Source organism: Chryseobacterium sp. D764 (assembly GCF_019317325.1).
Classification (GTDB): Bacteria; Bacteroidota; Bacteroidia; order Flavobacteriales; family Weeksellaceae; genus Chryseobacterium.
The window spans coordinates 2931600-2957583 of the sequence record NZ_CP079219.1 but is presented as its reverse complement, the minus strand read 5'-3'; the positions used below and the strand labels follow the sequence as shown (position 1 = coordinate 2957583).

Here is a 25984-nt window from a genome sequence, read left to right as displayed (position 1 = left end):
TTATGAAAAGCTTTAAAGATGTTTTTGAACGCTATCAATGGGAGGAGGTAAGGAGTAAGCTTGAAAAAGTAAACCTGTTTGATGTAAGATCCAGTCTTCAGAAAAAGAATAAAACCCTTGATGATTTCCTGAATCTTCTGTCACCGGTGGCTTCTCAGGAATTGGAACTGATGGCAGGAATGACACAGGCACTTACCCAAAAACGATTCGGAAAAACCATTCAGTTGTATGCTCCGCTCTATCTCAGTAATGAATGTCAGAATATCTGTACCTATTGTGGATTCAGTCTTGATAATAATCTGAAAAGAAAAACTCTTTCCGATACAGAACTGATGATTGAAGCATCAGTTCTGAAATCAATGGGTGTGAATCATGTACTGCTGGTAAGCGGTGAAGCCAATAAAATAGTGGGAGTTCCCTACTTTCAGAATGCTGTCCGAAAGTTAAAACCTCATTTTTCCAATATTTCCATTGAAGTTCAACCTTTAATGGAAGAAGAATATAAACTGCTTCATGAAGAAGGAGCACATTCCGTATTGGTATATCAGGAAACCTATCATCAGGATGTTTACAGAGAATATCATCCGAAAGGTAAAAAATCAAATTTCCATTTCCGTCTGGAAACTCCGGACAGAATAGGACGGGCGGGAATTCATAAAATTGGGCTAGGAGTTCTCCTTGGACTTGAAGATTGGAGGGTTGATAGTTTTTTCAACGCATTACATATCGATTATCTTCAAAAACAATATTGGAAAAGTAAGTTTTCGGTTTCATTCCCAAGACTCAGACCGGCAGAAGGAATTATTGAACCTAATTTTATTATGGAAGACAAAGATCTTCTTCAGCTCATTTGTGCCTACAGAATCTGGAATGAAGACCTTGAGATTTCCATTTCCACCAGAGAAAATGAGGTCTTTAGAAATAATATTGTATCTCTGGGAGCTACAGCCATGAGTGCAGGCTCAAAAACCAATCCCGGAGGGTATGCTGTTGATAAAGAATCTCTGGAGCAGTTTGAAACCAGTGACGAACGAAGCATGGATGAGATCAGAATTATGATTAAAAAAGCGGGCTACGATCCTGTGATGAAAGACTGGGATTCTGTGTATAATGGATTTTAAACTTTTAAAACCATTAAGAACTTTGAAGAGCTGAAGCTAAATTAAGAAAAATCGAAGATTTTAAGGCCATATCTTCTTAAAGCAAAGCTCAGCTTAATTTTCCTTAAAAACTTAAAGAATCTTAATGGTTCAATTATCATAAAGTATGAAAAAAGAAGATCATTTTTCGCGATACAGCCGGCAGATATTTATAGAAGAGATAGGACTGAAAGGACAAAAGAAACTCATGGCTTCAAAAGTCCTTGTCATAGGAGCGGGAGGTTTGGGAAGTCCCATTATTCAATATCTGGCCGCTGCAGGAGTGGGAACTTTAGGTGTTGCAGATTTTGATGAGGTTGAAATTCATAATCTGAACAGACAGATCATTTATACTGAAAACAGCGTAGGCGTATCCAAAGTGAAGAGCGCCGAAACATTTGTAGAAAAGCTTAATCATCAGGTTACATTTACAGGAATTGAAGAGAAAATAAATAAAAATAACGCTGAAGACATCCTTTCTCAGTACGATGTAATTGTAGACGGGTCAGACAATTTTTCCACAAGATATCTGGTGAATGATACCTGTATAAAATTGAAAAAAACTTTGGTCTATGGAAGTATTCTGGGATTCTCAGGACAGGTTGCCGTGTTCAATCATAATGGAAGTAAAAATCTGAGAGATCTATTTCCGGAACCTCCTTCTGATGAAGATATGCCGGATTGTGACAGTCTTGGTGTATTGGGAGCTCTTCCCGGAATAATAGGAAGTATGATGGCTCTTCAGACCTTAAAAATCATCACTGATCTTCCAATAATTGTCAATCAGTTGACATTGGTAGACACGCTGAACTGGAGATTTCAGACGATAGATTTCTGATGTAAATATAAACACTAATATCGCTAATATTTTCACCAATAACACTAATTCAATATCAATAGAAAGAGGCAGTAAAAATTATTACTGCCTCTTTTATTTATCTTAAGAATTATTGTGCCTGCTGCATTACGCCTCCGTTATCTTCTTTTTTAGTCTGGTTCAGGATATTGGGATCCTCTTTCGCCAGTTTATTTCTTGTCGGAATTTTATAATTGATAGAAAATCCGAAATTCCTTGTGTCATACTTGCTGCTGATCATGACCGGAGTTCCTGATGGCGGATTAGAACGTACCTGCATCATCTGTCCGTTGAAAATATCATTCGCAAAAACTGAAAGCGTCAGACGGTTGTTCATAAACTTCTTCGTCAGCGTAATATCAAGAGAGTTGTTGAATGGTTTCTCTGCCGTGAAATAGAAATATCCTGCCTTTGGAGTCAGATAGCTGTAATTGGCTGTCATTTTGATGTCTTTAGGCAGAAGAATCTGAGTCATAATATTGAAAATCCAAAATCCTTTATTATTCAGATTGTCGATTTCATGTTTCTGGTAACCAGCATATAAGTACATGAAGTTAATTTTATCAGGATTAAAATCAAACTTCATGATTTCGCTCAAAGGCTTGCTGAAAATCATAAAAGGAACCGGTAATCCCACGTTGAAGTTATGAATTTTCATATTTGAAATATTCACCTGCTCGTTGTAGAGTTTTCTTCCGTCTTTTCGGATGATCTGTGCCACCTGATTGTTTGCTGAACTTACGCTATACCCGATAAATGCATAATCAAAAGCTGAAATTTTCAATTCATAATTATCAAAAATAGTAGGTTGTAGATTCGGGTTACCATTAACTTCCGTACTTGGTCCGGAGAACGTTACGTTATTCGGGTTCAGGGCAGAAATACTTGGTAAGCTGATTTTTCTGTTGTAATTCGCAGCAATATAAACCTGATTCATCATGTTATACTGTACACTCGCGTTCGGGAAAAATTTAAATTTATTGAAAGGAATCAAATTCGCTTCCACCAGTTTTGCATCTTTATCGAAATATCTTGTTACCCCCGAAATGTCATAGTTTTCCGCACGGGAACCCAATGTGAAGTCAAACTTTTTCAGTTTAGCCTGAAACTCCAAATAGGTAGAAGCAGTTTGTCTTTGATATTCAAGATTCGTCAAGCCAAAACTTTCCGTATCATAATCCTGTTTTTCATACAATCCTCCAAAGCTTACCTTTCCACCATCAAGAAGCTTGATAGGCTGGGCATAATCTACTTTAAAGTTGGCAATATTCATTACAGATTCATTGTTCAGAATATCTTTTAAGCCACTCATTGCACTGTTAATTGGTGGATTGGGAGCTGCAGCAAATATACCATCCTGAAAATAATTGTCCTGAGAGAATTTACTGTCTGATCTTGTGTAGCCAAACTGAAAGTCCAGTTTTTGAGATTTGTCAGCAAAACGTTTCTGATACGTTACAACAGCTTCCTGTCTCAAGCTATTGGTATGGGCCACATCAGAAGATGTATAAAAAGCTTCTCTTAAATCCTTTGGATTGTTCTGAAAAGGTAAATCTCCATGACCGTTACTTAAAGTATAATTGTCATTATTATTGTGGTAAATATCGTAGTTTAATAATAATCTGTCCTGTCCTAAATCAAAAGTCAATCCTGATTTTGCAAAATACCCACGTCCGTATCTGTCGGTATGACTTGTTAAAAGCTCATCCTGTTGGCCGTTCAGCATACTTTCACGGTAGTTTTGACCAACATTCAGCTGCCATCCGAAATATTTATTTCTGGCATTTAAATTAACGGAGTTGGTCGTTCTGCTTCTATACTTGTCATAATTTGTGAAAGAATAATTTCCGGAATACGTAGCAGTTAAATATTTATTGGCATTTTTGTTCGTGATGATATTCATGATTGCACCTCCGGATGTAGCCGGAAATTCAGCGCCGGGTTGAGTGATTACCTCAATTCTTTCTACAGAATTGGCAGGCATTCCTTCAAGAAAGGAGTTCAATTCATTGGATGTGATGTTCAGAGGTCTTCCGTTAAGATATACTTCCAGCATTTTTCCCTGGTACATCATTCCTGCGATGTCGGTAGATACCAGTCCAGGAAGCTTTTTTATTCCTTCCAATACGTTTCCGTTGTTCAGCTGAGGTTGCTCGGAAAAGTCAAAAATAGTACGGTCTGCCTTTTGTTCAACTGCTTTTTTAGTTTTGGTGATGACTACACCTTCAATCTGCTTTTCCTGAGGTTTGTTGTTTTTTTCCTGTGAAAAGACAAAAACAGAGCTTAATAAGGATAACGCGAAAATCGTTTTTTTCATAATGTTTTTACTGATATCCGGTTAGACGCTGAAAAAGATAATTTGTTACGCTAAAATGTTGAAAATCGAATTTTAGGTTAAATATTTTTTTATTTACGAAATAATTATATCTTTGCCGGGTAATTATCAAGAATCTCTAGATGGGATAGCAACCTGCAAAAACAAGCAAGGTGCTGCAATCGATAAGCCGGATCTTCCGGAAAAAATGTTTATCATTCTATTATTATCCCATCTTGAATTTTTGTTTTAAAGTTAAATTCAAATGTTTAAAGACAAGGGAAATCTCCTTACATCAGTTATCTTTTATTCTTCGGATCATGAAGTGAATCTTCATTATTCCCATATGTTTTCATGCCATTTCTATATGCGCATGTGTTGTTGCTTCTAGCCTTTTCTATTTCTAAAAAATAATACAAACATTTCGAACATTTATGTAACCTTAAAATTTAGGGATACGGGATTTGTATTGCTCAAAAAACAATTTTTAACAACAAAAAGTAAACAACAAATAACATGTATAATTTCAAGAAAAAAATATTTGTTCCTTCTATTGCGCTTATTTCTACATTTTATTACGCACAGACGGACACGTTACAATCTAAGAAAATAGAAGATGTAGTCATCCTTGGATCAAGAGGTTCCGGAAGATCATTGACAGATACACCTGTTCCGGTAGACATCATTAATATATCAAAAGTTTTAAAACAGAGCCCGACTAATAGTATCAGCCAGGCCTTAAATTATATTGTACCCTCATTTTCATCCACTTCTCACACGGTTAACGATGGAACTGACTTTGTAGATCCTGCTCTTTTAAGAGGTTTAGGTCCGGATCAGGTTTTAGTTTTACTCAATGGAAAAAGAAGATACCAGTCTTCATTGATTAATGTTACCCTCACACCGGGAAGAGGATCTGTGGGAACCGATCTTAATGCTATTCCAGCTTTTGCTTTAGAAAAAATTGAGGTTTTAAGAGATGGAGCTTCTGCCCAATATGGTTCTGATGCCATTGCTGGAGTCGTTAACCTTGGATTGAAAAAAAGATTGGGGCTTTCCGGACAGGTGTTTTTAGGTGGATATGCTTCACCTGTTGCCAATAATTTCTCCGGAGGAGTGGATGGACAGACCATTTCTGTAGACCTTAATTATGGAGCTAAAATTGGACAGACCGGATTTTTTAACGTTACAGGTTCTGCCCAATACCGAGACCCTTATTCCAGAGCCGGAGTAAGAGAAGGAGATATCTTCAATGCCTATAATGCCATTAATTACAGAGCATTACAGGATGGAGTGAATATTGATGGGTTGTATAAAAATATTACCAATACTTCCAATACTCAGCAGATTATCAATACAATTAAACAATATGCAGGTAAGGTTGGATATTTTGCACCGGATTTTCAGTCTCAGATTTCGGGAGCAAATAGTATTTCGGACCTTCAAAAATTATTAGGTAAAGATTTTACCTCCCAGGAACTTAATTACAGAGGATTAGAGAGAAAAGATTTCAGTCTGAGAGCAGGACAGTCTAAGCTGCAATCCGGACAGCTCTTCTTTAATTCTGAAATTCCTGTTAATGAGGAATGGAAGGTTTACTCATTTGGAGGTTACAGCTACCGCCTTGGAAATGCCGGAGGATTTTACAGACTTCCTAATACTGAAAGAAACATCAATGCAGTGACTCCCAACGGATATCTTCCTCAGATTGAAGCAACCGTAAATGATTATTCTCTCGCTGCAGGAATCAAAGGGAAATGGAATGGCTGGAATGTGGACTTCAGTAATACATTCGGGAAAAACGTCTTCAGTTTTGGGGTGGTAAATACCTTTAATGCATCACTTACAGACAGTTCTCCAAGAACTTTTGATGCCGGAGGCTCTGAGTTTTCACAAAATACCATCAACCTTGACTTTTCCAAAAAATATGATGTCCTGAAAGGATTGAACATTGCATTTGGAGGTGAATACAGACACGAAAACTATAAAGTAAATGTTGGAAAGGAAAATTCTTATGCTTCTTATGATATTTATGGACGTGTGGTAACCGCTAAAACCCCTGAAAATGAAAAAGTAACCGATTTCTTTGGAAATATAAGACCGGCCGGAGCTCAGGTTTTCCCAGGGTTTAGTCCGGAAAATGCAGTCTCCGGAAACAGAAACAGTATTGCGGCTTATGCAGATGCAGAGCTGGAGGTTACTGACGGATGGCTGCTGGAAGGAGCTTTACGATATGAGAATTATTCAGACTTCGGATCTACATTCAATTATAAGCTGGCAACCAATGTAAAGCTGGCTCCCAATCTAAACTGGAGAGGTGCTGTTTCTACGGGGTTTAGAGCACCATCTTTAGCACAAATCTATTATAGTTCTACTTCTACACTGATTCAACAGGGAAAAACTACACAGGTAGGTACTTTCAGAAACAATTCTGAAGCAGCACAGGCATTGGGTATTCCAAAATTGAAACAGGAAACCTCACAATCCTACAGCACAGGAATTACATGGAAGATTCCGTCATTAAGCCTGACTTTCACAGCAGATGCTTATTTAATAAAGATTAAGGACAGAGTAGTATTGACAGATCTTTTTTTCCGCCCTAATGGTAATTTTACCCCAGGTTCGGATCAGGCAGTTCTTCAGGACGCTTTTGATCTTGCAAGGGCAAGTGCTGCCAATTTTTTTGCCAATGCGGTGGACTCTCAGACGAAAGGGCTGGATATTACCATTTCTCAGAATTCAAAAATCTCATCAGGGATTTCTTTGGAGAATAACTTCGGCCTTAATCTTAATCAGACCAAAAGAATCGGAGATATCCATGCGTCACCTAAATTAGTAAGCCAGATTGATAATTATTTCTCAGAACCGAACAGAGTATATTTTGAAGAAGCTGTACCACGCGTAAAAGCTACCTTATCCAATACGTTAAGAGTTTCCGGATTTACTTTCCTACTGCGTAATTCTTTCTTCGGTAAAGTGACAGATGCCGATGTTTTAGATGCTAATTTTGACGGAGTAACAGGAAGTACAGAGCACTTCATTCTTAATAATCGTTTGATAACTGATTTATCTGTAGGATATGATTTTAATAAAAATATTTCAGCAACTATCGGGAGCAATAATATATTGAATATACTGCCTTCTAAAAGCCTGAATATAAATTCATTAACAGCTGATAACCAGTTTGTATATTCAAGACAGGTTTCTCAGTATGGTATTGGTGGAAGGTTCTTATTTGCAAGAATTGAATTCAGATTCTAATAAATAAAGCTTAGAAAATTTAATAAAAAAACAGAGAAGATATCTCTGTTTTTTTATATTCTATTACACCATAAAGAATGAATTATCTATTAGGGTGATTATTCTAATTTTATTTATTTCAGTGAAGAAAATTCAATAAAATCATATTCGGCGGAAGAAGAGAAAAGCTGTCTTAGTACTGCTGCATGGCCATTTCCGGCTATCACAAGAATTCTGTCTTCACTGTTGTGAGGAATCTTCTGAATATTGCGGAACATTCTCAGGTTTCTGCTGTACCAATACAAGGCAAGCATATCTGCTCCATCAAATTCTCTAAGTGTAAAATCTCCACTCAGGTAAGCTCCATATCCATACTGATGACTTTCTTTAGAATTCATGTAGGTAAATGTGTCTAAAAGTGATTTGAAATTTTTAGGTTCAGAACTCTTGAAGAAGCTGATAAACTGTTGGGAAATTGCACCATCACTTTTAAAATCATAATCTTTGCTGAGGTTATTAAAAAATGTAGAATCTGTTTTCCCAAATTTTGTCTGGAGATCATTCCAGATAGATTCTGCATCTATACTGAACAGTTCGTTGACTTTAAGTTCATTGGCGATGCGCATAGCAAGCTGATAGCGTTCGTCTCTTTCTTCTCTGTGTTTTCCCTCACCATACTCCTTCAGTTTTTGGTTTGCATTCCAGTTTGGCCAGGCTTCAATAGCAATCTTAGTAGGTTTAAATTTCTTGATATATTCTACAAGTTCAGCAACTTCCTTTGCAGTTTTAGGTGAAAGAACATCTATCTGATCTTCCTTATTGGTTGTATGAGCATCAAGATTAGGATAGTCAAAGTGGAAAGACCCTACAACAAGGACTTTGGTTTTTGGATTTTTGAAATAGTCCGAAGGCTTCTTTTGAGCAAAAAAGAATGTGGGAATGCATAGTAGAAGAATATAAATGAAGGTTTTCATAGGTTTATTTTTTTTGTTATTAAATTATTGAGCACGGTTTTTCTCTTCAAAATCCACCACTCTTTTATTAGATTTTACTTTCTGATTTCCAAAATTGTAAGTGATGCTGAGTGCCAGTCTTCTGGCATCCCAATAGTTGTTGAATGACTGTGTATTATCTGTGAAATACATATCTGCCTTAAAACCAGACTGCCTGAAAATATCACTCACCGAAAGGTTGACCTGAAGAGCCTTTTCCGCAAAACTCATCTTTACTCCTGCATCAATGCTTGCTCTGTTTTTTGCTGCAATATATCCGTCACGTGAAGGCAGATTCTGCCAGTAGTTGACAAACAGCATGAATGTTTTCGCCTTATTCAGCTGAAAAGTATTGTTGAGGGAATAATAAAATGACTGTCCGTTTTTAGGAATCAGATTGAATCTTGTAATCTGGGTCTCATTGTAACTGAACGAAGTTGAGATATTACTTTCCCAGATTTTGAAAAACGTATCTGTGTAATTGAAATTGATCCCGTACACGTTCTGATTATAATAATTTTCATAGGTACTGGTAAGGTCAATGCCGTTCAGGAATGAAATCTGGTCAAAATTATTCGTAGTTCTTTGGTAATAAACATTCGCAGAAAATTTACTTTTAAAAATATAATTGAACTCAATATTATGATTAAAAGAGGGTTGCAGGCTTGGATTTCCGGCATAATATGTATTAGGATTGGAATACCATCGGAACGGATCTAAAGCCCGGAAATAAGGACGGTTGATTCTTCGGGAATAATTAATGCTGAACTGATTATTTTCATTGGCTTTATAAGATAAATAAGCTGTCGGGAAAAACTTTCCGTAATTATTCTCAGATTTTGACTGTGTAGTAAGGGAGAAACCGCTGGTTTGTGAATATTCATAACGGAGTCCTGCCTTTACAGACCATTTTTCACCAAAATCTTTACTGGCACTGATATAAGCTGCATAATTCTTTTCGTTATAATCAAAAAGATTGCTCTTTGCAGGATCTGTGATATAATTTCCATTGATGAAATTAAAATATCCAATATCCGAATTATTGGAAAACTGGCTGTATTTCGTACCGGTTTCTAACTGAATTTTTTTGAAATTTAAAGTTAAGTCAGCCTGTCCGGAATAGATCTTATAATCTACCGAAGAAAGATTTCTCACGACCTGTGTTGCGTTGCTGGTGACATTTCTTGTTGTAAAATTAACTTCCGTATCAGGTAAATTTCCATAATAATTGACTCCGAAACTTAGCTTATGCTCTCCAAATTTCTGGTCAAAATACAGATTAAGCATTTGGGTTGTAAAAGGAGAACGATGCTTTGAATTCGTCTCTGTTTGTAAAGTAGGCGTACCATCTGTAAAGTAACTTTGTGTTGAAGTGATATCCATATTCGTATGCCCCTTTGTAATATCGTATACCAATCCGATATTGGAATTTTTAGAAAGCGAATAATCAAAATTGGCATTCAGACCGAGCCCGTCATTCATATCCCTTCTGTCATCCTTGCTGACAGAAGAACTTTGGCCAATAATATTATATTTTTCTACTGATCTTTTATCTCCGTCATAGCCCATTACTTTTACGGAGGCTTTTATTTTTTCATTCTGATAATTCACTCCTGCCACACTGCTGAAGCCGGCATATGTTTTTTGAGTATAACTGGTCGTCAGATAACCGTTCCATCCAAGATTCTGATTCTTTTTAAGGACAATATTAATGATTCCGCTATTTCCCTGTGCTTCATATTTGGCGGGTGGAGTGGTGATCACTTCTATTTTCAATATATTTTCAGAACGAAGATTTCTCAGATAATTAATCAGTTCAGATCCGGAAAGATTCAGCATCCTGTCATTCACCATCACAGAAACTCCGTTTTTTCCGGCAATAGAAAGACCTTTATTTTCATCCACCTGTAATAAAGGAGTGCCGGCTAAGACCTCGGTTCCCGAACTTCCCTGTGAAAGCATAGAATTCTGAACATTATAAACCAGGCGGTCCACTTTACGCTCTACCAGAATTTTTTTGCCATTCATCGTTACTGCCTCAATTTTGTTGACGTTAGCAGTGTCTTTTGTTTGTGCTGTTGTAAAAGAACAAGCAAGGGCGGTTATAAATAAAAGATGCTTTTTCATAGGTTAGTAATGACAGATTAAATGATCTTTATGTTGAATTTCTCTGACAAAAGTATAGGAAGAGCCTTCCATTGGAAATAGCATTTAGATGAAGCCTGAGATTATACATGTCAAAATAGTTTCGTCGGAAAAAAACAGGTTTTTATCGAAAAGGGTTGATGAATTGTGGGGGTATAGAATTATATTTGAATATGAATAAAAAGCAAATTATCTGGCTTCAGATTTTTTATTGGAGTTTCAATTTTATAGGAAACAACATTACACCTTATTTCTTTTTTCCTGAGCGGAGAGGATTTGAATCATATGTGCTGAACTTTACTTATTTTATTACAGAAATCTCTACTTTTTATCTTTTGTATCTGGTTATTATTCCGAAAGTATTAAATCTGGAGAAACTTTATTCTGCTGTTTTAGTTTTTTTGATCTCTATTTTAAGCTTTGGTGTAATTCGGTATGGAATAGAAGAAGTGCTGCTTCCTATTACCCTTGGATTCAGAAATTATAATAAAGATACCGGACTTTTATATTATTTGACGGATAATATCTACAATGCATCATTGACTGTTTTCATTGCAGGAATCCTGTGGATCGTAGAGAAATATGGTGTTGCCGAAAATGACAAAAAGCAGCTTTTGATTGAAAAAAAACAGGCAGAACTTCAGGCGTTGAAAACCCAGATCAATCCTCATTTTATTTTTAATTCATTGAATAATATCTATTCTCTCGTATATCAAAAATCAGATAAAGCACTTCCTGCCATTGAGGAACTTGGCCAATTACTGAGGTACAGTACAAAAGATCTAGAAAAAGACTCGATTTCTCTGGATAAGGAAATTGGATATATTGACAGTTTAATTGCACTGGAAAAGCTTAGAATCAGAAATCCTGAACTGTTGAATATAGAAAAAGATATTCAGTATCCACAACTTAAAATTTCACCGATGCTGTTGGTTCCTTTTGTAGAGAATGCTTTCAAACATGGTGATTTTCGTGATAAAGGTTTTGAAATGAAAATCTCTGATCATGATAAGATTCTGCATTTTTATCTTTTAAATTTTAAAACACAGAAAATGAAAGATACCGTGTCTGGAATAGGAATTCAGAATGTGAAAAAAAGACTGGAAATCCTTTATCCTAAACATCAGCTTGAGATCAAAAATTCAGAAACGGAATTTATTGTAGATTTAAAAATTGATTTACGGCATGAATAAGATAAAATGTATTATCGTTGATGATGAGCCGCTGGCAATCTCTTTGCTGGAGCATTATGTAGAGAAAATTCCTTTTCTTGAACTGGTTTTCACTACAGAGAATCCAATTCTGGCTTTAGAATATCTGCAGAAAAACGATTCGGATCTCATCTTTCTGGATATTCAGATGCCGGAGCTTACGGGAATCAATTTTATGAAGATTGTTGGACCTGATCAAAAGTATATTCTGACTACAGCGTATTCGGAATATGCGTTGGAAGGATATGAACATAACGTTGTGGATTATCTTCTGAAGCCTATCTCCTTTGAAAGGTTTCAAAAGAGTGTATTAAAAGCTCAGGAGCGGTTTTCTTTTCCACAGGAAGAAAGCACCCATTTCTTTGTGAAATCCTCCGGACAAAGGCATCGTATCGGCTTTCATGAGATTTTATACGTAGAAAGTATCAAGGACTACGTCAATATCCGGACAGAAAATGATGAGTTTATTGTTCTGGATACTCTTAAATCAATGGAAAGTCAGCTTTCTGAAAAATTTGTGCGGATTCATAAATCTTTCATTGTCAATTTGGATAAAATCAAAAGTATTGGGGCAAAAAAAGTTGTTCTTCCTGAGTTTGAAATTCCTATCGGGGAAAGCTATAGAACAAATCTTCTGGATAGATTAAAGTAAGAAAATTGTAAGTTTTGGCTAAAGCCAGATGTATTTTATAATTTTAAAAGCGGACTAAAGTCCGCTCCTATTGAATTTATTAGCAGGAATTTTTGGTATGAAAATAAAAAAGACGACTTCAATTGAAGCCGCCTTTATATTAATTAATCTAACAATTAATTTTATTTTTCCTGTTGTTTGATTAGGTTAAGCGCAGAACCCGCTTTAAACCACTCAATCTGCTGATTGTTATAAGTATGGTTTGCCATGATGATATCTTTAGTTCCGTCAGCATGAACGAATTCTAAAGTCAACTGTTTTCCTGGAGCAAACTGGTCAAGATCTAAGAAGTTAACTGTATCATCTTCCTTGATTTTATCATAATCAGCTTCATTAGCGAAAGTGATTCCAAGCATACCTTGTTTTTTAAGGTTGGTTTCATGGATTCTCGCGAATGATTTTACCAATACAGCTTTCACACCAAGGTGTCTAGGTTCCATGGCAGCGTGTTCTCTTGAAGAACCTTCACCGTAGTTCTGGTCTCCTACAACGATTGTTGGAACGCCTGCCGCTTTGTAAGCTCTCTGTACAGCCGGAACCTCACCGTATTCACCGGTTAATTCATTTTTAACTTTATTGGTTTCCATGTTGTAAGCATTTACAGCTCCGATCAACATGTTGTTTGAGATATTATCTAAGTGACCTCTGTACTTCAACCATGGTCCGGCCATAGAAATGTGGTCAGTAGTACATTTTCCGAAAGCTTTGATCAATACCTTAGCTCCTTCAATGTTTTTACCATCCCAAGCCGGGAATTCTTCTAATAACTGAAGTCTGTCTGAAGTAGGACTTACATTCACAACAACACTGGAACCATCTTCAGATGGAGCCTGATATCCATTATCATCTACCGCAAATCCTTTTGAAGGAAGTTCATAGCCTTTAGGTTCGTCAAGTTTTACCTGCTCGCCTGCTTCGTTAGTTAAAGTATCTGTAATCGGGTTAAAATCTAGTCTGCCTGAGATCGCAACAGCAGCTACCATTTCAGGAGAGGCTACAAATGCATGGGTATTTGGGTTACCATCAGCTCTTTTGGCGAAGTTTCTGTTGAAAGAGTGAATAATAGAGTTTTTCTCTCCTTTTTCAGCACCTTCTCTGTCCCATTGTCCAATACATGGTCCACAAGCGTTGGTAAAGATTCTTGCGTTTTCAAATTTCCTGAAAGAATCTAAGAATCCGTCTCTTTCAGCTGTAAATTTTACCTGTTCAGAACCCGGGTTGATTCCTAAGATGGCTTTAGGTTTTACACCTTTTGATACGGCATCTTCTACAATGGAAGCAGCTCTTGATAAATCTTCATAAGAAGAGTTGGTACAAGAACCGATAAGTGCCCATTCAACTTCCAAAGGCCATCCGTTAGCTTCAGCTTTAGCTCTGAATTCTGCAACCGGAGTTGCCAGATCCGGAGTGAAAGGTCCGTTTAAGTGAGGCGTCAGTTCAGAAAGGTTGATTTCTATTAACTGGTCGAAATATTGTTCAGGGTTTGCATATACTTCTGCATCTCCTGTTAAATGCTCAGCAATTTTATCCGCAGCATCCACTACATCCTGTCTTCCGGTAGCAGCAAGATATCTTCTCATAGAATCATCGTATCCGAAAGTAGAAGTTGTAGCCCCAATTTCAGCACCCATGTTACAGATTGTACCTTTACCTGTTGCAGAAAGAGATTCTGCCCCTTCACCGAAATATTCTACGATGCATCCGGTTCCTCCTTTTACGGTAAGGATTCCTGCTACTTTCAGAATAACATCTTTTGCAGAAGTCCATCCGCTCATTTTACCGGTTAATTTTACCCCGATAAGTTTAGGCATTTTAAGCTCCCAGGCCATTCCTGCCATTACGTCTACCGCATCAGCACCACCAACACCTATTGCTACCATTCCCAGTCCTCCTGCATTTACAGTGTGTGAATCTGTCCCAATCATCATCCCTCCAGGGAAGGCATAATTTTCCAGTACAACCTGGTGAATGATACCTGCTCCCGGTTTCCAGAATCCGATTCCGTATTTATCACATACAGAACTTAGAAAGTTGAATACCTCAGAGTTTTTGTTGATTCCTTCCTGTAAATCTTTATCAGCTCCTACTTTTGCCTGTATCAGGTGATCCGCGTGAGCTGTGGAAGGAACGGCAACTTTAGTTTTTCCTGCCTGCATGAACTGTAAAAGCGCCATCTGTGCAGTGGCATCCTGCATTGCTACTCTGTCTGGAGCGAAGTCTACATAAGAGTTTCCTCTTTCATAAGCCTGTGTAGCATTTCCTTCCCAAAGGTGGGTGTAAAGGATTTTTTCTGAAAGGGTAAGAGGTTTTCCTACGGTTTGTCTTGCTGCAGCAATTCTTTCCGGGTAACGCTCGTACACCTTTTTGATCATATCAATATCAAAAGTCATATCGTATTTTAGTTTTGTTCTTTTTCCGTTTAATGCTTCCTTTTCTACTGTCTGAAAAAGAAAAATCACTTTTTTATATATCAAAAAACGTTCCTATAATCCATAAACAGGGTTGTTTTTGATTCCAAAATCAATAGATTTTATAACTTTCAATTTAAGAAAAAATAGAATCTATTTTCCGGATTTTATCGAAAAAAAAACGTAACTATCTTAAAATAGAAACGTTCTAAACAAAAAATAGGAAGATTTTAAATCCCAAAGGACTAAAATCTTCCAATTATATAATTTTCAATAGTCTTACGACGTATGTGTAAATCTCTTAGTGAGCACTTGTACTTGTTAATTCTTTAATAGAAGGTACAAAAGTGGTAAGGTCAATACCCTCAACGGCAGCTTTGTATTCATCAATATTAGGAATTCTTCCAATGATCGCAGAAAGAACTACAACCGGAGTTGAAGCAAGTAAAGATTCACCTTTTTTACGTTCAGAATCTTCAACTACTCTTCCCTGGAAAAGACGTGTAGAAGTTGCTAATACTGTATCTCCTTTAGCTGCTTTTTCCTGGTTACCCATACAAAGGTTACATCCGGGACGCTCAAGGTACATTACGTTTTTATATTCAACACGAGCTTCTCCTTTTGGAGCATTATCATCAAATTCAAAAGCTGAATATTTTTCCAGTAATTCCCAGTCTCCTTCTGCCTTTAATTCATCAATGATGTTGTAAGTAGGTGCTGCTACTACAAGAGGAGCATTAAACTCTACCTTTCCTTGTTGTTTTTCAATGTTTCTAAGCATTTGAGAAACAATCTTAAGGTCACCTTTGTGAACCATACAAGATCCTACGAAACCAAGGTCTACTTTTTTCTCACCTCCATAATAAGAAAGGTCTCTGATGGTATCGTGAGTATATCTCTTAGATACATCGTCGTTATTTACATCTGGGTCAGCAATCATAGGTTCTACAATTACATCAAGATCTACAACTACTTCAGCATAATATTTAGCATTTGCATCCGGAGTCAAAGCAGGTTTTTCTCCTGATCTGATCTCTGCAATTCTCTTGTTTGCTTTGTCAATTAGTCCCTGAAGAACTTTATTATGGTTATCCATACCTTTATTAATCATGATCTGGATTCTGCCTTTTGCAATTTCCAGTGATTCAATCAAAGTATTATCTTCAGAAATGTTGATAGAAGCTTTTGCCTTCATCTCAGCAGTCCAGTCTGTAAAGGTAAATGCCTGGTCAGCAGGAAGTGTACCAATATGAACCTCAATGATTCTACCCTGGAATACGTTTTCTCCTCCAAACTGCTTCAACATCTGAGCCTGTGTTGCATGAACTACATCACGGAAATCCATGTGTTCTTTCATGTTTCCTTTGAACGTTACTTTCACAGATTCAGGGATTGGCATAGATGCTTCACCTGTAGCTAATGCAAGAGCAACTGTTCCTGAGTCTGCTCCGAAAGCCACCCCTTTAGACATTCTTGTGTGAGAGTCACCACCAATGATGATGGCCCACTCATCTACAGTGATGTCGTTAAGAACCTTGTGGATTACGTCAGTCATTGCATGATATTCGCCTTTCGGGTCGCGGGCTGTAATAAGACCGAACTCATTCATGAATTTCATCAGTTTCGGAATATTAGCCTGAGCTTTTTTATCCCAAACAGAAGCCGTATGACATCCTGACTGGTATGCACCATCAACGATTGGGGAAATCACTGTTGCAGCCATAGATTCAAGTTCCTGAGAAGTCATAAGACCTGTTGTATCCTGAGATCCAACGATATTCACTTCTACACGAACATCTGAACCAGCGTGTAACACTTTTCCTGGAGTAGTTCCAACAGCATTTCTGTTGAATATTTTCTCTACAGCCGTAAGTCCTTGCCCTTCGTGAGAAATTTCTTTTGATGGAGCAAAAACAGCAGGTGCTTCAATTCCTAAAAGCTGAGCTGCAAATGTCTGTAGTTTTTTACCAAATACGATAGCGTAAGATCCACCCGCTTTGATGAATTCCATTTTTTGCGGAGTGAAAGATTTAGTAAGGTCGATAAGTTCTTTATCGCCGTTATATAATTTCTTTTCTTTTGTATTAATCGTTAAAACAGTTCCTGTTGCTACTGAATAAGCTTCTTCAAGAACGATGTCGCCATTTTCGTTACGAATTGGGTTTCCGTTTTCATCAACTTTCTTTACCCAGTTTTTAAGGTCAACACCAATACCTCCGGTAACGTCTACTGTTGTAAGGAAGATCGGAGAAATACCGTTTGTTCCTCCTACAATTGGAGCAATGTTTACGAATGGTACATAGGGGCTGGCTTGTTTACCTGTCCAAAGAGCAACGTTATTCACTCCAGACATTCTTGATGAACCTACACCCATTGTTCCTTTTTCAGCGATAAGCATAACGCTTGCATCAGGATGCTGTGCCTGTAAAGCTTTAATTTCTTCCTGAGCCTCAGGAGTGATCATACATTTACCATGAAGTTCACGGTCTGATCTTGAGTGGGCCTGGTTACCCGGAGAAAGTAAATCTGTAGAGATATCTCCTTCACCGGCAATAAATGTTACTATTTTGATTTCTTCAGCAACTTCCGGCAGTTTCGTAAAGAATTCAGCTTTTGCATAGCTTTCAAGAATTTCTTTTGCGATTTCGTTACCGCTGTTGAATGCTTCCTTCAGACGGGTTGTGTCTGCTTCATAAAGGAAAACCTGTGTTTTAAGAACAGCTGCAGCTTCTTTAGCGATAGCCGGATCGTTACCTAAAGCAAGGTCCAGCAGCACTTCAATAGAAGGTCCGCCTTTCATATGAGATAATAATTCAAAGGCAAATGCCGGGGAAATTTCTTCTACTATGGATTCACCCAGAATAATTTCTTTTAAAAATTTAGCTTTCACTCCCGCCGCACTTGTCGTTCCGGGTAGCGTGTTGTAAATGAAAAATTTAAGAGAATCCGATCGGTCAGCATTACCTGAATCTTTAATCTGTGTAATGATTTCGCTTAGTAATTCAGCACCATCAATAGGCTTTGGATGAAGCCCTTGGGTTTTTCTTTCTTCAATCTCTTTGATGTAATCCTTATAAATATTCATAATAGAAGGTCTTTCAACATTAAAGGTAGGCCTGCTTCTTCTTTACCGGTCTGTACAAATACAGTTAATGACATTTTGAGTTTTCGCATTTTGATGCAACATTAACCGAATAAAGTCAGCATAATCTACACTTTCTTAAAAGTTTTTTAAAATTATCAAACAATTCAAAATGTTCCCAAAATTACGAATTTTTAATATTTTATAGAAACGAAATTATTTAGATTCTTTATAAATATGAATTTTATAATATCTATTTTTGGTCATATTTTTGTAGACATATGGCGAATATGAAAAATATCCTAAATGTTTTATGCATTTTTACTTCGGTTTTCATTTTTTCACAGACTAAATCTGTGAAGAAAATAAAGGTGAAGCAAGGCGTGAAAATAGCGGTTAAGAAAGGGTCTGCAGCTAAAAAGCCTAATCCTGATTTAGTAATAATCAATAAAGATCTTCCGGTTTTGATTCCTAAGAAGAAAGGTGATCATTTTGGGTATGTTAACCAGAATGGGAAATTTATTATTCAGCCGGAATATCATATTGCCGTATTTTTTTACGAAGACTGCAACCTTCTGAATTCTCCTAATGAAAAAGTTAGAAAATTCGGAACAAAAGAATATGCTACAGTAGAAAAAGATATGATTTCTTACCGGGTAGATCAGTCTGGGAAGAGAGTATACCAGTTCAAAGAAGCCGATTTTGGAAAATGTATATTTGAAGAATATAAACAGCAGCTATTTCAGGCTTATACTCTGAATGGTTTTTACGGCATTATTGAAAAATCAAAATTTGTGAATGCTGCAGATTACAGGCAGTTTCAGATCTATCCTCAATATCAGTATCTGTACATTATGGAAGGTGATGATGTGGCTAATCCCATGATTGTTGCTTCCAATAATGATAAATTTGGAGTGATTGACGTTAACAATAAGATCATTATTCCTTTTGAATATGCCAATATTAAAAGAAACTTTAGCTGGAAACTGGGGAAGATGTTTGAAGTCACGAAAGACGGAAAAAGCTACTATTATGTTGATGCGGACAATAAAACCTATTAGAAAATTATAAATTATGAATGATGAATGATGAATGATGAATGATGAATGATGAATGATGAATGGTTCATTCAATAACTCCTATTTTCCGTGATGTTTTTATTATCTCATAACCCAATATCCCGCAACCCGTAACCCGGATTTTACATTCTCTTTTATCTCATATATTTTTTGTAATTTTGCGGCTGAAATAAAGGGGTGCTTTAACAGGCTGAGATTATACCCAATGAACCTGGAACAGGTAATGCTGTTTAGGGATGCGTCTTCATCAGGCGCTTATTGTATAATATCTTATCGATCCCCTTTTATTCATTAAATGTCAAAGATTTATAGAATGAAAGGATTATTTTTTTTAGGGCTTAGCGTAGGCTCCGTAGCCTTTATCCAGGCTCAGAATAAGGATTCTCTGAAAATCAGAGAAATTGAAGCCGTCAACTTTACCAAAAGGCTGCCGGTAGCAAAGGAAATCATCAACGTACAGAAAGATTTAGACGGTAAAAATTTAGGACAGGATCTTCCTATTCTTTTAAAAAATCAAACCTCCATTATTTCTACCTCAGATGCAGGAAATGGAGTAGGATATACCGGTTTTAGAATTCGTGGAGTTTCAGGAAGCGGCATTAATGTAATGATGAATGGTGTTCCGTACAACGATTCTGAAAGCCAGGGGACTTTTTTTGTGAATGTTCCGGATTTAACAAGTTCTGCGTCTCAGATTGTTATTCAAAGAGGGGTGGGAACTTCCAATAATGGTGTTTCTGCTTTTGGCGCAAGTATCAATGTGATTTCTAAAGATCCTGAAGAAAAATTTTATTTTAAAACAGATGACAGCTACGGCTCATTCAATACCTATAAATATTCGGCTGAAGTAGGTTCCGGTAAGTTCTGGAAAAACCGTCTTTCCATAATGGGAAGATATACGCATATTCACTCTGACGGATATATTGACAGAGCTTCATCAAACTTACATTCTTATAATTTCACTGCTTTATTTGAAGAAGGAAACACAAAGCTGCGTTTAATGGCTTTCGGCGGAAGAGAGAAAACCTACCAGGCATGGAACGGGATTGACCGTAAGACATGGGAAACCGATCCTAAATTCAATGTTTCAGGTGCTATTTATGATGCCAATTGGGAGAATATTGTAAGTTTCTATGACAACGAAACAGACAATTACAGACAGAACCACTATCAGTTGCTTTGGGAACAAAAATTCAGTGACCGATGGAATCTTGAAACTACTTTTCACTATACCAAAGGAAAAGGATATTACGAGAACTACAAGCAGGGAGATCCTTTTTCCAGATACAATTTACCTGATTTGACTGAAGTAGGGCAAACTATAAAATATTCAGACTTTATCAGGAAAAAATGGCTGAATAATGATTTTTATGGAGTTGTTTCAACGCTTTACGGAAAGTTTGAAAACTTAGATCTGAATGTTGGTGTTGTTGCCAATCAGTATTACGGAAGACACTACGGAAATGTTACCGGAGTATTTTTTCCTCAGATTGATGAAAGCGAGTATTACAGAAGCCGCTCGATAAAGAATGAAGTATCCGGTTTTGCAAAAGCCTTGTTCAGAGTAGATAATTTTGAATTTTTTGGTGATTTACAGCTTAGAAAAATCAATTATAATACTAAAGTCCTGATGGCTGGTGATGGTGAAGGTGCAGATTTAAGTAAGAACTGGTTGTTTTTTAATCCAAAAGCCGGTGTAAATTACAGAATTGAAGGTGGTAAAGTATTCCTGTCATACGCTCATGCACACCGGGAACCGAACAGAGATGACTTGATGGCGAATAACGATGTGAAAGCAGAAAAACTTCACGACATTGAAGCTGGTTTTGAAAAACAGTTCGGGATTGTATCCTTTACAGCGAATCTCTATTATATGTACTATGTGAATCAATTGGTATTAAATGGTGTACTTAATAATGTAGGAGCATTCATCAGAACCAATTCCGGGAAAAGCTACAGAAGAGGTATTGAGGTAGGTGCCCTGGCAAAGCTATCCAAGCAATGGGAAGTTTCCGGAAATGTGACGCTAAGCCAGAGCAGAAACCAGGATTTTAATATTCAAAATGGAGATGTTCCTAAAAGCCTTGGAAATACACAGATTTCATTCTCTCCAAATGTAATTGCCAATGTAGGTCTGAAATTCAACCCTACAAAGAATTTTCAGTTTGCTTTAATGAATCAGTATGTCGGGAAACAATATCTGGACAATACGGAAGATGCAAATCTGCAGCTTAAAGATTATTTCCTGACAGATTTCAACGCTCAGTATCAGTTTAAAATTGCCAATAATGAAATTGCATTAAAACTGTTGGTGAATAACCTGTTCAATAAAAAATATGTCAACAACGGATCCGTGTACGAAGGACAGCCGTATTATTTTTCACAGGCAGGAACGAATTTCATGTTTGGAGTGAGCTGGAAGATTCAATAATGAGAAGGTCGGAAAGTAAATAAGTGAATTTGTAAATCTGCCCTTTTACCCGTTTCATTATAACTGTTAAGCTTAAAAAAAGAAGTTTAAATACCTGTATTCCAGTTTTGATACAGAATAATCAAAAGACTGTTTCGGCAGTCTTTTTTTATATAGGTTAAATATCTTAAAAAGTCATGAAAAAGTTATAAATTTGCTGCCAAATGAATATTTCAGCATACATTTTAGAATACTTAAAACAATTTGGAACTGCCACGGTTCCAGGCTTTGGGGTGTTTTCACTGAAAAATTCTAAGGCAATTATCAATTCCGAAAACGGGAGTATCTTACCTCCAGCCAGTCAGATTGAATTTACAATAGACTACGAAGTACAGGCTGAAGATCTTACTGCTTTTATTGCAGGACAGAAACAGATGTCCTTAGAGGCTTCAAGAAGTGATCTGAAGATCCAGACAGATTTTTGGAAGAAGAAACTTCAGGCCGAACAGGTTCTTGAAATTCAAAACCTTGGAACAGTTTTCATTGAAGAAGGACATACCCATTTCAAAGGAAAAAGAATAGAATCAGGACGTCCGGACTTTTATGGACTTGAAGAGATCAGATTTTCAGATATCAATAACGGAGAAAAGGTAAATCCTTCAGTTAATCGCGAAAAGGATTTCAAATTCAGAAAAACTCTTCTCTGGGTTTTCCTTTTGATTATTCCGGTTTTGGGGATTTTATATCTGGCTTTTACCCAGCAGGAACTTCTTTTTGGTAAAAAGTCTTTCAATAAGGTTTCCGTACAAACCTCTACCCACAGAATTGTAAAAGATACCATTAAGGTGATGGTACATACCCCAAAAGCATCCGTTTCAGATTCTTTGAAAAAAGATTCATTAGCAAAACCTGTCGGAAAAGTAGTAAAACCAGCTCCGGCCGTTCCAAACAACACTAAGACTAGATGGCAAAAATAAAAAAAGCGTCAGACTCTCTGACCATTATGACCAATATCGTTCTTCCGAACGAAACCAATTCTTTAAGAAATCTTTTTGGAGGTGAACTTTTGGCAAAAATGGACCGTTGTGCGTCTATTTCTGCGGCAAGACACTGCGAGAGAAGAGTAGTAACAGCTTCTGTAAACCACGTGTCTTTCAATCACCCGATTCCGGAAGGCGGAGTAGTGGTATTGGAATCTAAAGTTTCCAGGGCATTTTCTACCTCCATGGAAGTATATGTGGATGTATGGTTGGATGACCCGATCAATCAGAAGAAAATTCATACCAATGCTGGTATTTATACTTTCGTTGCAGTAGATGAATTCAACCGTCCGATTCCGATTCCGGAAATGGTTCCTGAAACAGAAGAAGAAAAAGAAAGATTTGCAGCAGCATTCCGTAGAAAAGAACTTTCATTAATTCTTTCCGGAAGAATGAAACCTCTGGAATCTGTAGAGCTTAAAAAACTCTTCCAGGAACCACAGGAGTCTAAGAAAGATAAGAAATAACCTCCTATAAAACACAAAAGACACAAATATCTGGCACGAATTTCCACAAATGGTTTATGCCTAATCAAATGAAAAAAAATAATCAAAATGGATATTTCAGAAAATGATATATCAAAAATTGTCTACGAAGCAGGGTATATAGTTCATAAGACATTGGGTCTAGGACTTTTAGAAAGTGCTTATGAAGAATGTTTGTTTTATGAATTAAATAAACAAGGTATTCTTGTAGAAAGACAAAAATCGATGCCATTAGTTTATGATGAAGTGAAAATGGATGTGGGCTATAGGCTTGACTTTTTGATTGAGAAAAAAATTGTACTGGAAATAAAATCTATAGAATCATTACAAGATATTCATTTAGCACAAATACTTACATACTTTCGCTTAAGTAATTGTAAACTTGGAATGTTGATTAACTTTAATACGCTTCAATTTAAAAATGGAGTTAAGAGAGTGATTAACGGGATATTATAATTTGTGTTATTTGTGAAATAAATTAGTGTCATTCGTGTTTAAATTATGAAAATACTTCTTTTAGATAAAAATCATCCTCTTATCACTGAGCAGCTTTTGGCTCAGAATTTTATATTGGAAGAGGATTTTACATCGTCTTATGATGAGGTTTGCAATAAAATTGAAAATTACGACGGGATTATTATCAGAAGTCGTATTCCTTTAGACCAAAATTTTCTGGAGAAGGGTAAGAACCTGAAATTTATTGCAAGGGTAGGAGCCGGAATGGAAAACATAGATATTCCTGTTGCTGAAAAACTGGGAATCCAACTGATCAATTCTCCGGAAGGAAACAGAGATTCCGTAGCAGAACATGTGGTAGGAATGCTGCTTGTGATCATGAACAGACTTTTTATTGCCTCTCAGGAAGTGAAAAATGGGATCTGGAAACGTGAAGAAAACAGAGGAGATGAATTGCTGGGGAAAACTGTAGGGCTTATCGGATATGGAAATATGGGGAAAGCTACAGCTAAAAGGCTTTCAGGATTCGGATGTAAAGTGATCTTCCATGATATACTTCCCGGCCTTTCGGATGAATATGCAATACAGGTTTCTCTGGAAGAGCTGAAACAGTCTGCTGAGGTTGTAAGCTTACATATTCCTTTGACTTCAGAAACGCATTATCTTATAGATGAAACATTCATTGCAGAAATGAAAAACAACTTCTATTTTGTCAATACGGCAAGAGGAAAGAATGTGAAAACTAAATATTTAGTAGAAGCGTTGAAATCTGGAAAAGTAAAAGGTGCCTGTCTGGATGTATTAGAATACGAAAAATCTTCTTTCGAGCATATTGAAACTGAAAATGAAGATTTAAAATACCTTCTTGAATGTGAAAAAGCCATTGTAACACCACACATTGCCGGGTGGACACACCAGAGCAAAGAAAAGTTGGCTCAGTTTATTGTAGATAAAATTGTAGCTTCACATTGTTAAACAATGAAAAATAAAAGATAAAAGGCGAATTTACAAAAAGTGAATTCGCTTTTTTATTAACTTTCACTTTTTCGCGATTTTGTCCTTCCAAATTTTATATCTCCCTTCATTTATGTTAAATAATTCATAATGTCCCTTTCATGTTTATTATTTATTTTTGAGTTTTATTAAATTGCCGCTCATTTTGAATCTCATGACGAAGCGTAATTTTATACTTATCCTAACTGTTCTTTTAGCAATATTTTCTTGTAAAAAAAAGTCTGAAGCCAAAGAAGTTTCAGCTGAAAATACGACCAATCTTCCCAACTATGGAAACGTAGATCTGGGAGATATTTTCACGAAAGGTGATGGGCAGCTTCTGAACAGGCAGACAACAATAAGCTATATAGATCAGTATTACAAAAAAATATGGGAAGAAGGCAACCTTAGCGGAGGAATTCTGGTTGCTAAGGGCGATGAAATTCTTTACGAAAATTACAGAGGTTTTGGAAGAGAAGGCAATCAGATGGCGATTGATAAAAATACACCGTTGCATGTAGCTTCGGTTTCAAAGACTTTAACGGCAATGGCAATGATGAAGCTGATTGAGGCTGGAAAAATAAAACTTACAGATCACCTTACTCAGTTTTTTCCAGGATTTCCATATCCCGATGTTACTGTTCAGACTTTATTGGATCAAAGAAGCGGTCTTCCGAAATACGAATATTTTATCACCAAAATACAGCCTGCACCGGCAGAACTTTCAAAACCGTTTATTACGAACCAGGATGTATTGAATATGATTATCAAATACAAACCAGATCTGGCGCGAGATACCGATACAGGATTTATGTACTGTAATACCAATTTTGCTCTATTGGCTTTATTGGTTGAAAAAATAACAAAAACTCCTTTCCCGCAGGCGATGAAAGAAATGGTTTTCACACCCTTGAAAATGAATAATACTTACATTTTCCAGGAAAAAGATATTCCTACAGCCTCTCAGTCATTCTATTATGGGGGAAATAAACTGTATCCTTTAGACAGATTAGATCTTATTTATGGTGACAAAAATGTATATACTACTCCAAGAGATTTGTACAATTTTTCAAAAGCAATGTTTTCGAAAAATTTCCTGAAACCGGAACTCATGGAGATGGTTTTCACTCCTTACAGCAATGAAAAGTCAGGAATGAATAATTATGGATTAGGATTCAGGATGAAAATTTTTGATAATGGTGAAAAGCTGACGTATCACAACGGATGGTGGCATGGCACAAACTCTGTATTTGCCCACCTTTTAAAATCTAAAGTTACCATCGTGGCTATCGGAAACAAATATTCAAACAAAGTATATACAGCTCTTGCGTTATCCGGATTATTTGAGGATTTTCCTTTACAGAAGGAGAAGTTGCACACCGTTATGCATGATAATAAAGATACTTTAAATTCCGGACAGGAAGTTTTTGGAGAATAATGTTT

At 36.6% G+C, this 25984-nt stretch carries 17 protein-coding genes and 1 riboswitch; of the genes, 12 read left to right on the top strand and 5 right to left on the bottom strand.

Features of this window, described 5'->3' with window-relative positions; genetic code table 11:
• Positions 1–2: 2 nt before the first annotated feature.
• On the top strand, positions 3–1121 hold the full coding sequence (gene thiH, locus KYG33_RS13365; RefSeq protein WP_180564766.1) for a 2-iminoacetate synthase ThiH: 1119 nt from the start codon (positions 3–5) through the stop codon (positions 1119–1121).
• A gap of 145 nt (positions 1122–1266) precedes the next feature.
• Positions 1267–1977 carry a HesA/MoeB/ThiF family protein gene (locus KYG33_RS13360; RefSeq protein WP_219071902.1) on the top strand — a complete coding sequence of 237 codons (711 nt, stop codon included), beginning with the start codon at positions 1267–1269 and terminating at the stop codon, positions 1975–1977.
• Positions 1978–2086: 109 nt separating this feature from the next.
• Here KYG33_RS13360 and KYG33_RS13355 read toward each other — a convergent pair whose 3' ends face one another.
• Complete coding sequence (locus KYG33_RS13355; protein ID WP_077419494.1) at positions 2087–4312, bottom strand: outer membrane beta-barrel family protein; 2226 nt, start codon at positions 4310–4312, stop codon at positions 2087–2089.
• Between the two features lie 118 nt (positions 4313–4430).
• Positions 4431–4528, top strand: a riboswitch (SAM-I-IV-variant riboswitch).
• Positions 4529–4825: 297 nt separating this feature from the next.
• Here KYG33_RS13355 and KYG33_RS13350 point away from each other — a divergent pair.
• The gene (locus KYG33_RS13350; RefSeq protein WP_219071901.1) at positions 4826–7570 is read left to right on the top strand and encodes a TonB-dependent receptor plug domain-containing protein; all 2745 of its coding nucleotides are present in this window, start codon (positions 4826–4828) and stop codon (positions 7568–7570) included.
• Between the two features lie 113 nt (positions 7571–7683).
• Here KYG33_RS13350 and KYG33_RS13345 read toward each other — a convergent pair whose 3' ends face one another.
• Positions 7684–8523: a DUF5694 domain-containing protein gene (locus KYG33_RS13345; protein WP_219071900.1), complete on the bottom strand. Its 840-nt coding sequence runs from the start codon at positions 8521–8523 to the stop codon at positions 7684–7686.
• 24 nt (positions 8524–8547) lie between these two features.
• On the bottom strand, positions 8548–10668 hold the full coding sequence (locus KYG33_RS13340) for an outer membrane beta-barrel family protein (RefSeq protein ID WP_219071899.1): 2121 nt from the start codon (positions 10666–10668) through the stop codon (positions 8548–8550).
• A 191-nt stretch (positions 10669–10859) separates the two neighbouring features.
• Between KYG33_RS13340 and KYG33_RS13335 the strand changes: the two genes are divergently transcribed.
• Together KYG33_RS13335 and KYG33_RS13330 are read left to right on the top strand one after the other, a co-directional pair.
• Positions 10860–11879, top strand: coding sequence for a sensor histidine kinase (locus KYG33_RS13335; protein WP_180564763.1), 1020 nt, complete (start codon positions 10860–10862; stop codon positions 11877–11879).
• Entirely contained in the window at positions 11872–12549 is a 678-nt protein-coding gene (locus KYG33_RS13330; protein WP_219071898.1) for a LytR/AlgR family response regulator transcription factor, read from the top strand. The genes KYG33_RS13335 and KYG33_RS13330 overlap by 8 nt, the downstream gene beginning before the upstream one ends.
• A 161-nt stretch (positions 12550–12710) precedes the next feature.
• Here the strand turns inward: KYG33_RS13330 and KYG33_RS13325 are convergent, their stop codons facing one another.
• Both KYG33_RS13325 and KYG33_RS13320 read right to left on the bottom strand, forming a co-directional pair.
• Positions 12711–14978 carry an aconitate hydratase gene (locus tag KYG33_RS13325; protein WP_077419580.1) on the bottom strand — a complete coding sequence of 756 codons (2268 nt, stop codon included), beginning with the start codon at positions 14976–14978 and terminating at the stop codon, positions 12711–12713.
• Positions 14979–15297: 319 nt separating this feature from the next.
• Entirely contained in the window at positions 15298–18081 is a 2784-nt protein-coding gene (locus KYG33_RS13320) for a bifunctional aconitate hydratase 2/2-methylisocitrate dehydratase (protein WP_077419500.1), read from the bottom strand.
• A 353-nt stretch (positions 18082–18434) separates the two neighbouring features.
• Between KYG33_RS13320 and KYG33_RS13315 the strand changes: the two genes are divergently transcribed.
• The 7 genes from KYG33_RS13315 (at position 18435) to KYG33_RS13285 (ending at position 25979) form a co-directional block, all read left to right on the top strand.
• Complete coding sequence (locus tag KYG33_RS13315) at positions 18435–19139, top strand: WG repeat-containing protein (protein ID WP_257468779.1); 705 nt, start codon at positions 18435–18437, stop codon at positions 19137–19139.
• A gap of 331 nt (positions 19140–19470) precedes the next feature.
• Positions 19471–21588, top strand: coding sequence for a TonB-dependent receptor (locus KYG33_RS13310; RefSeq protein WP_219071896.1), 2118 nt, complete (start codon positions 19471–19473; stop codon positions 21586–21588).
• A gap of 203 nt (positions 21589–21791) precedes the next feature.
• Entirely contained in the window at positions 21792–22544 is a 753-nt protein-coding gene (locus KYG33_RS13305) for a hypothetical protein (protein WP_219071895.1), read from the top strand.
• Entirely contained in the window at positions 22532–23074 is a 543-nt protein-coding gene (locus KYG33_RS13300) for an acyl-CoA thioesterase (protein WP_077419504.1), read from the top strand. Before KYG33_RS13305 ends, KYG33_RS13300 begins: the two co-directional genes overlap by 13 nt.
• 87 nt (positions 23075–23161) lie before the next feature.
• Entirely contained in the window at positions 23162–23548 is a 387-nt protein-coding gene (locus KYG33_RS13295; RefSeq protein WP_317169696.1) for a GxxExxY protein, read from the top strand.
• A 45-nt stretch (positions 23549–23593) separates the two neighbouring features.
• On the top strand, positions 23594–24523 hold the full coding sequence (locus tag KYG33_RS13290; RefSeq protein WP_077419506.1) for a 2-hydroxyacid dehydrogenase: 930 nt from the start codon (positions 23594–23596) through the stop codon (positions 24521–24523).
• A gap of 193 nt (positions 24524–24716) precedes the next feature.
• Positions 24717–25979 carry a serine hydrolase domain-containing protein gene (locus KYG33_RS13285; RefSeq protein ID WP_219071894.1) on the top strand — a complete coding sequence of 421 codons (1263 nt, stop codon included), beginning with the start codon at positions 24717–24719 and terminating at the stop codon, positions 25977–25979.
• The last annotated feature ends 5 nt before the right edge of the window (positions 25980–25984 follow it).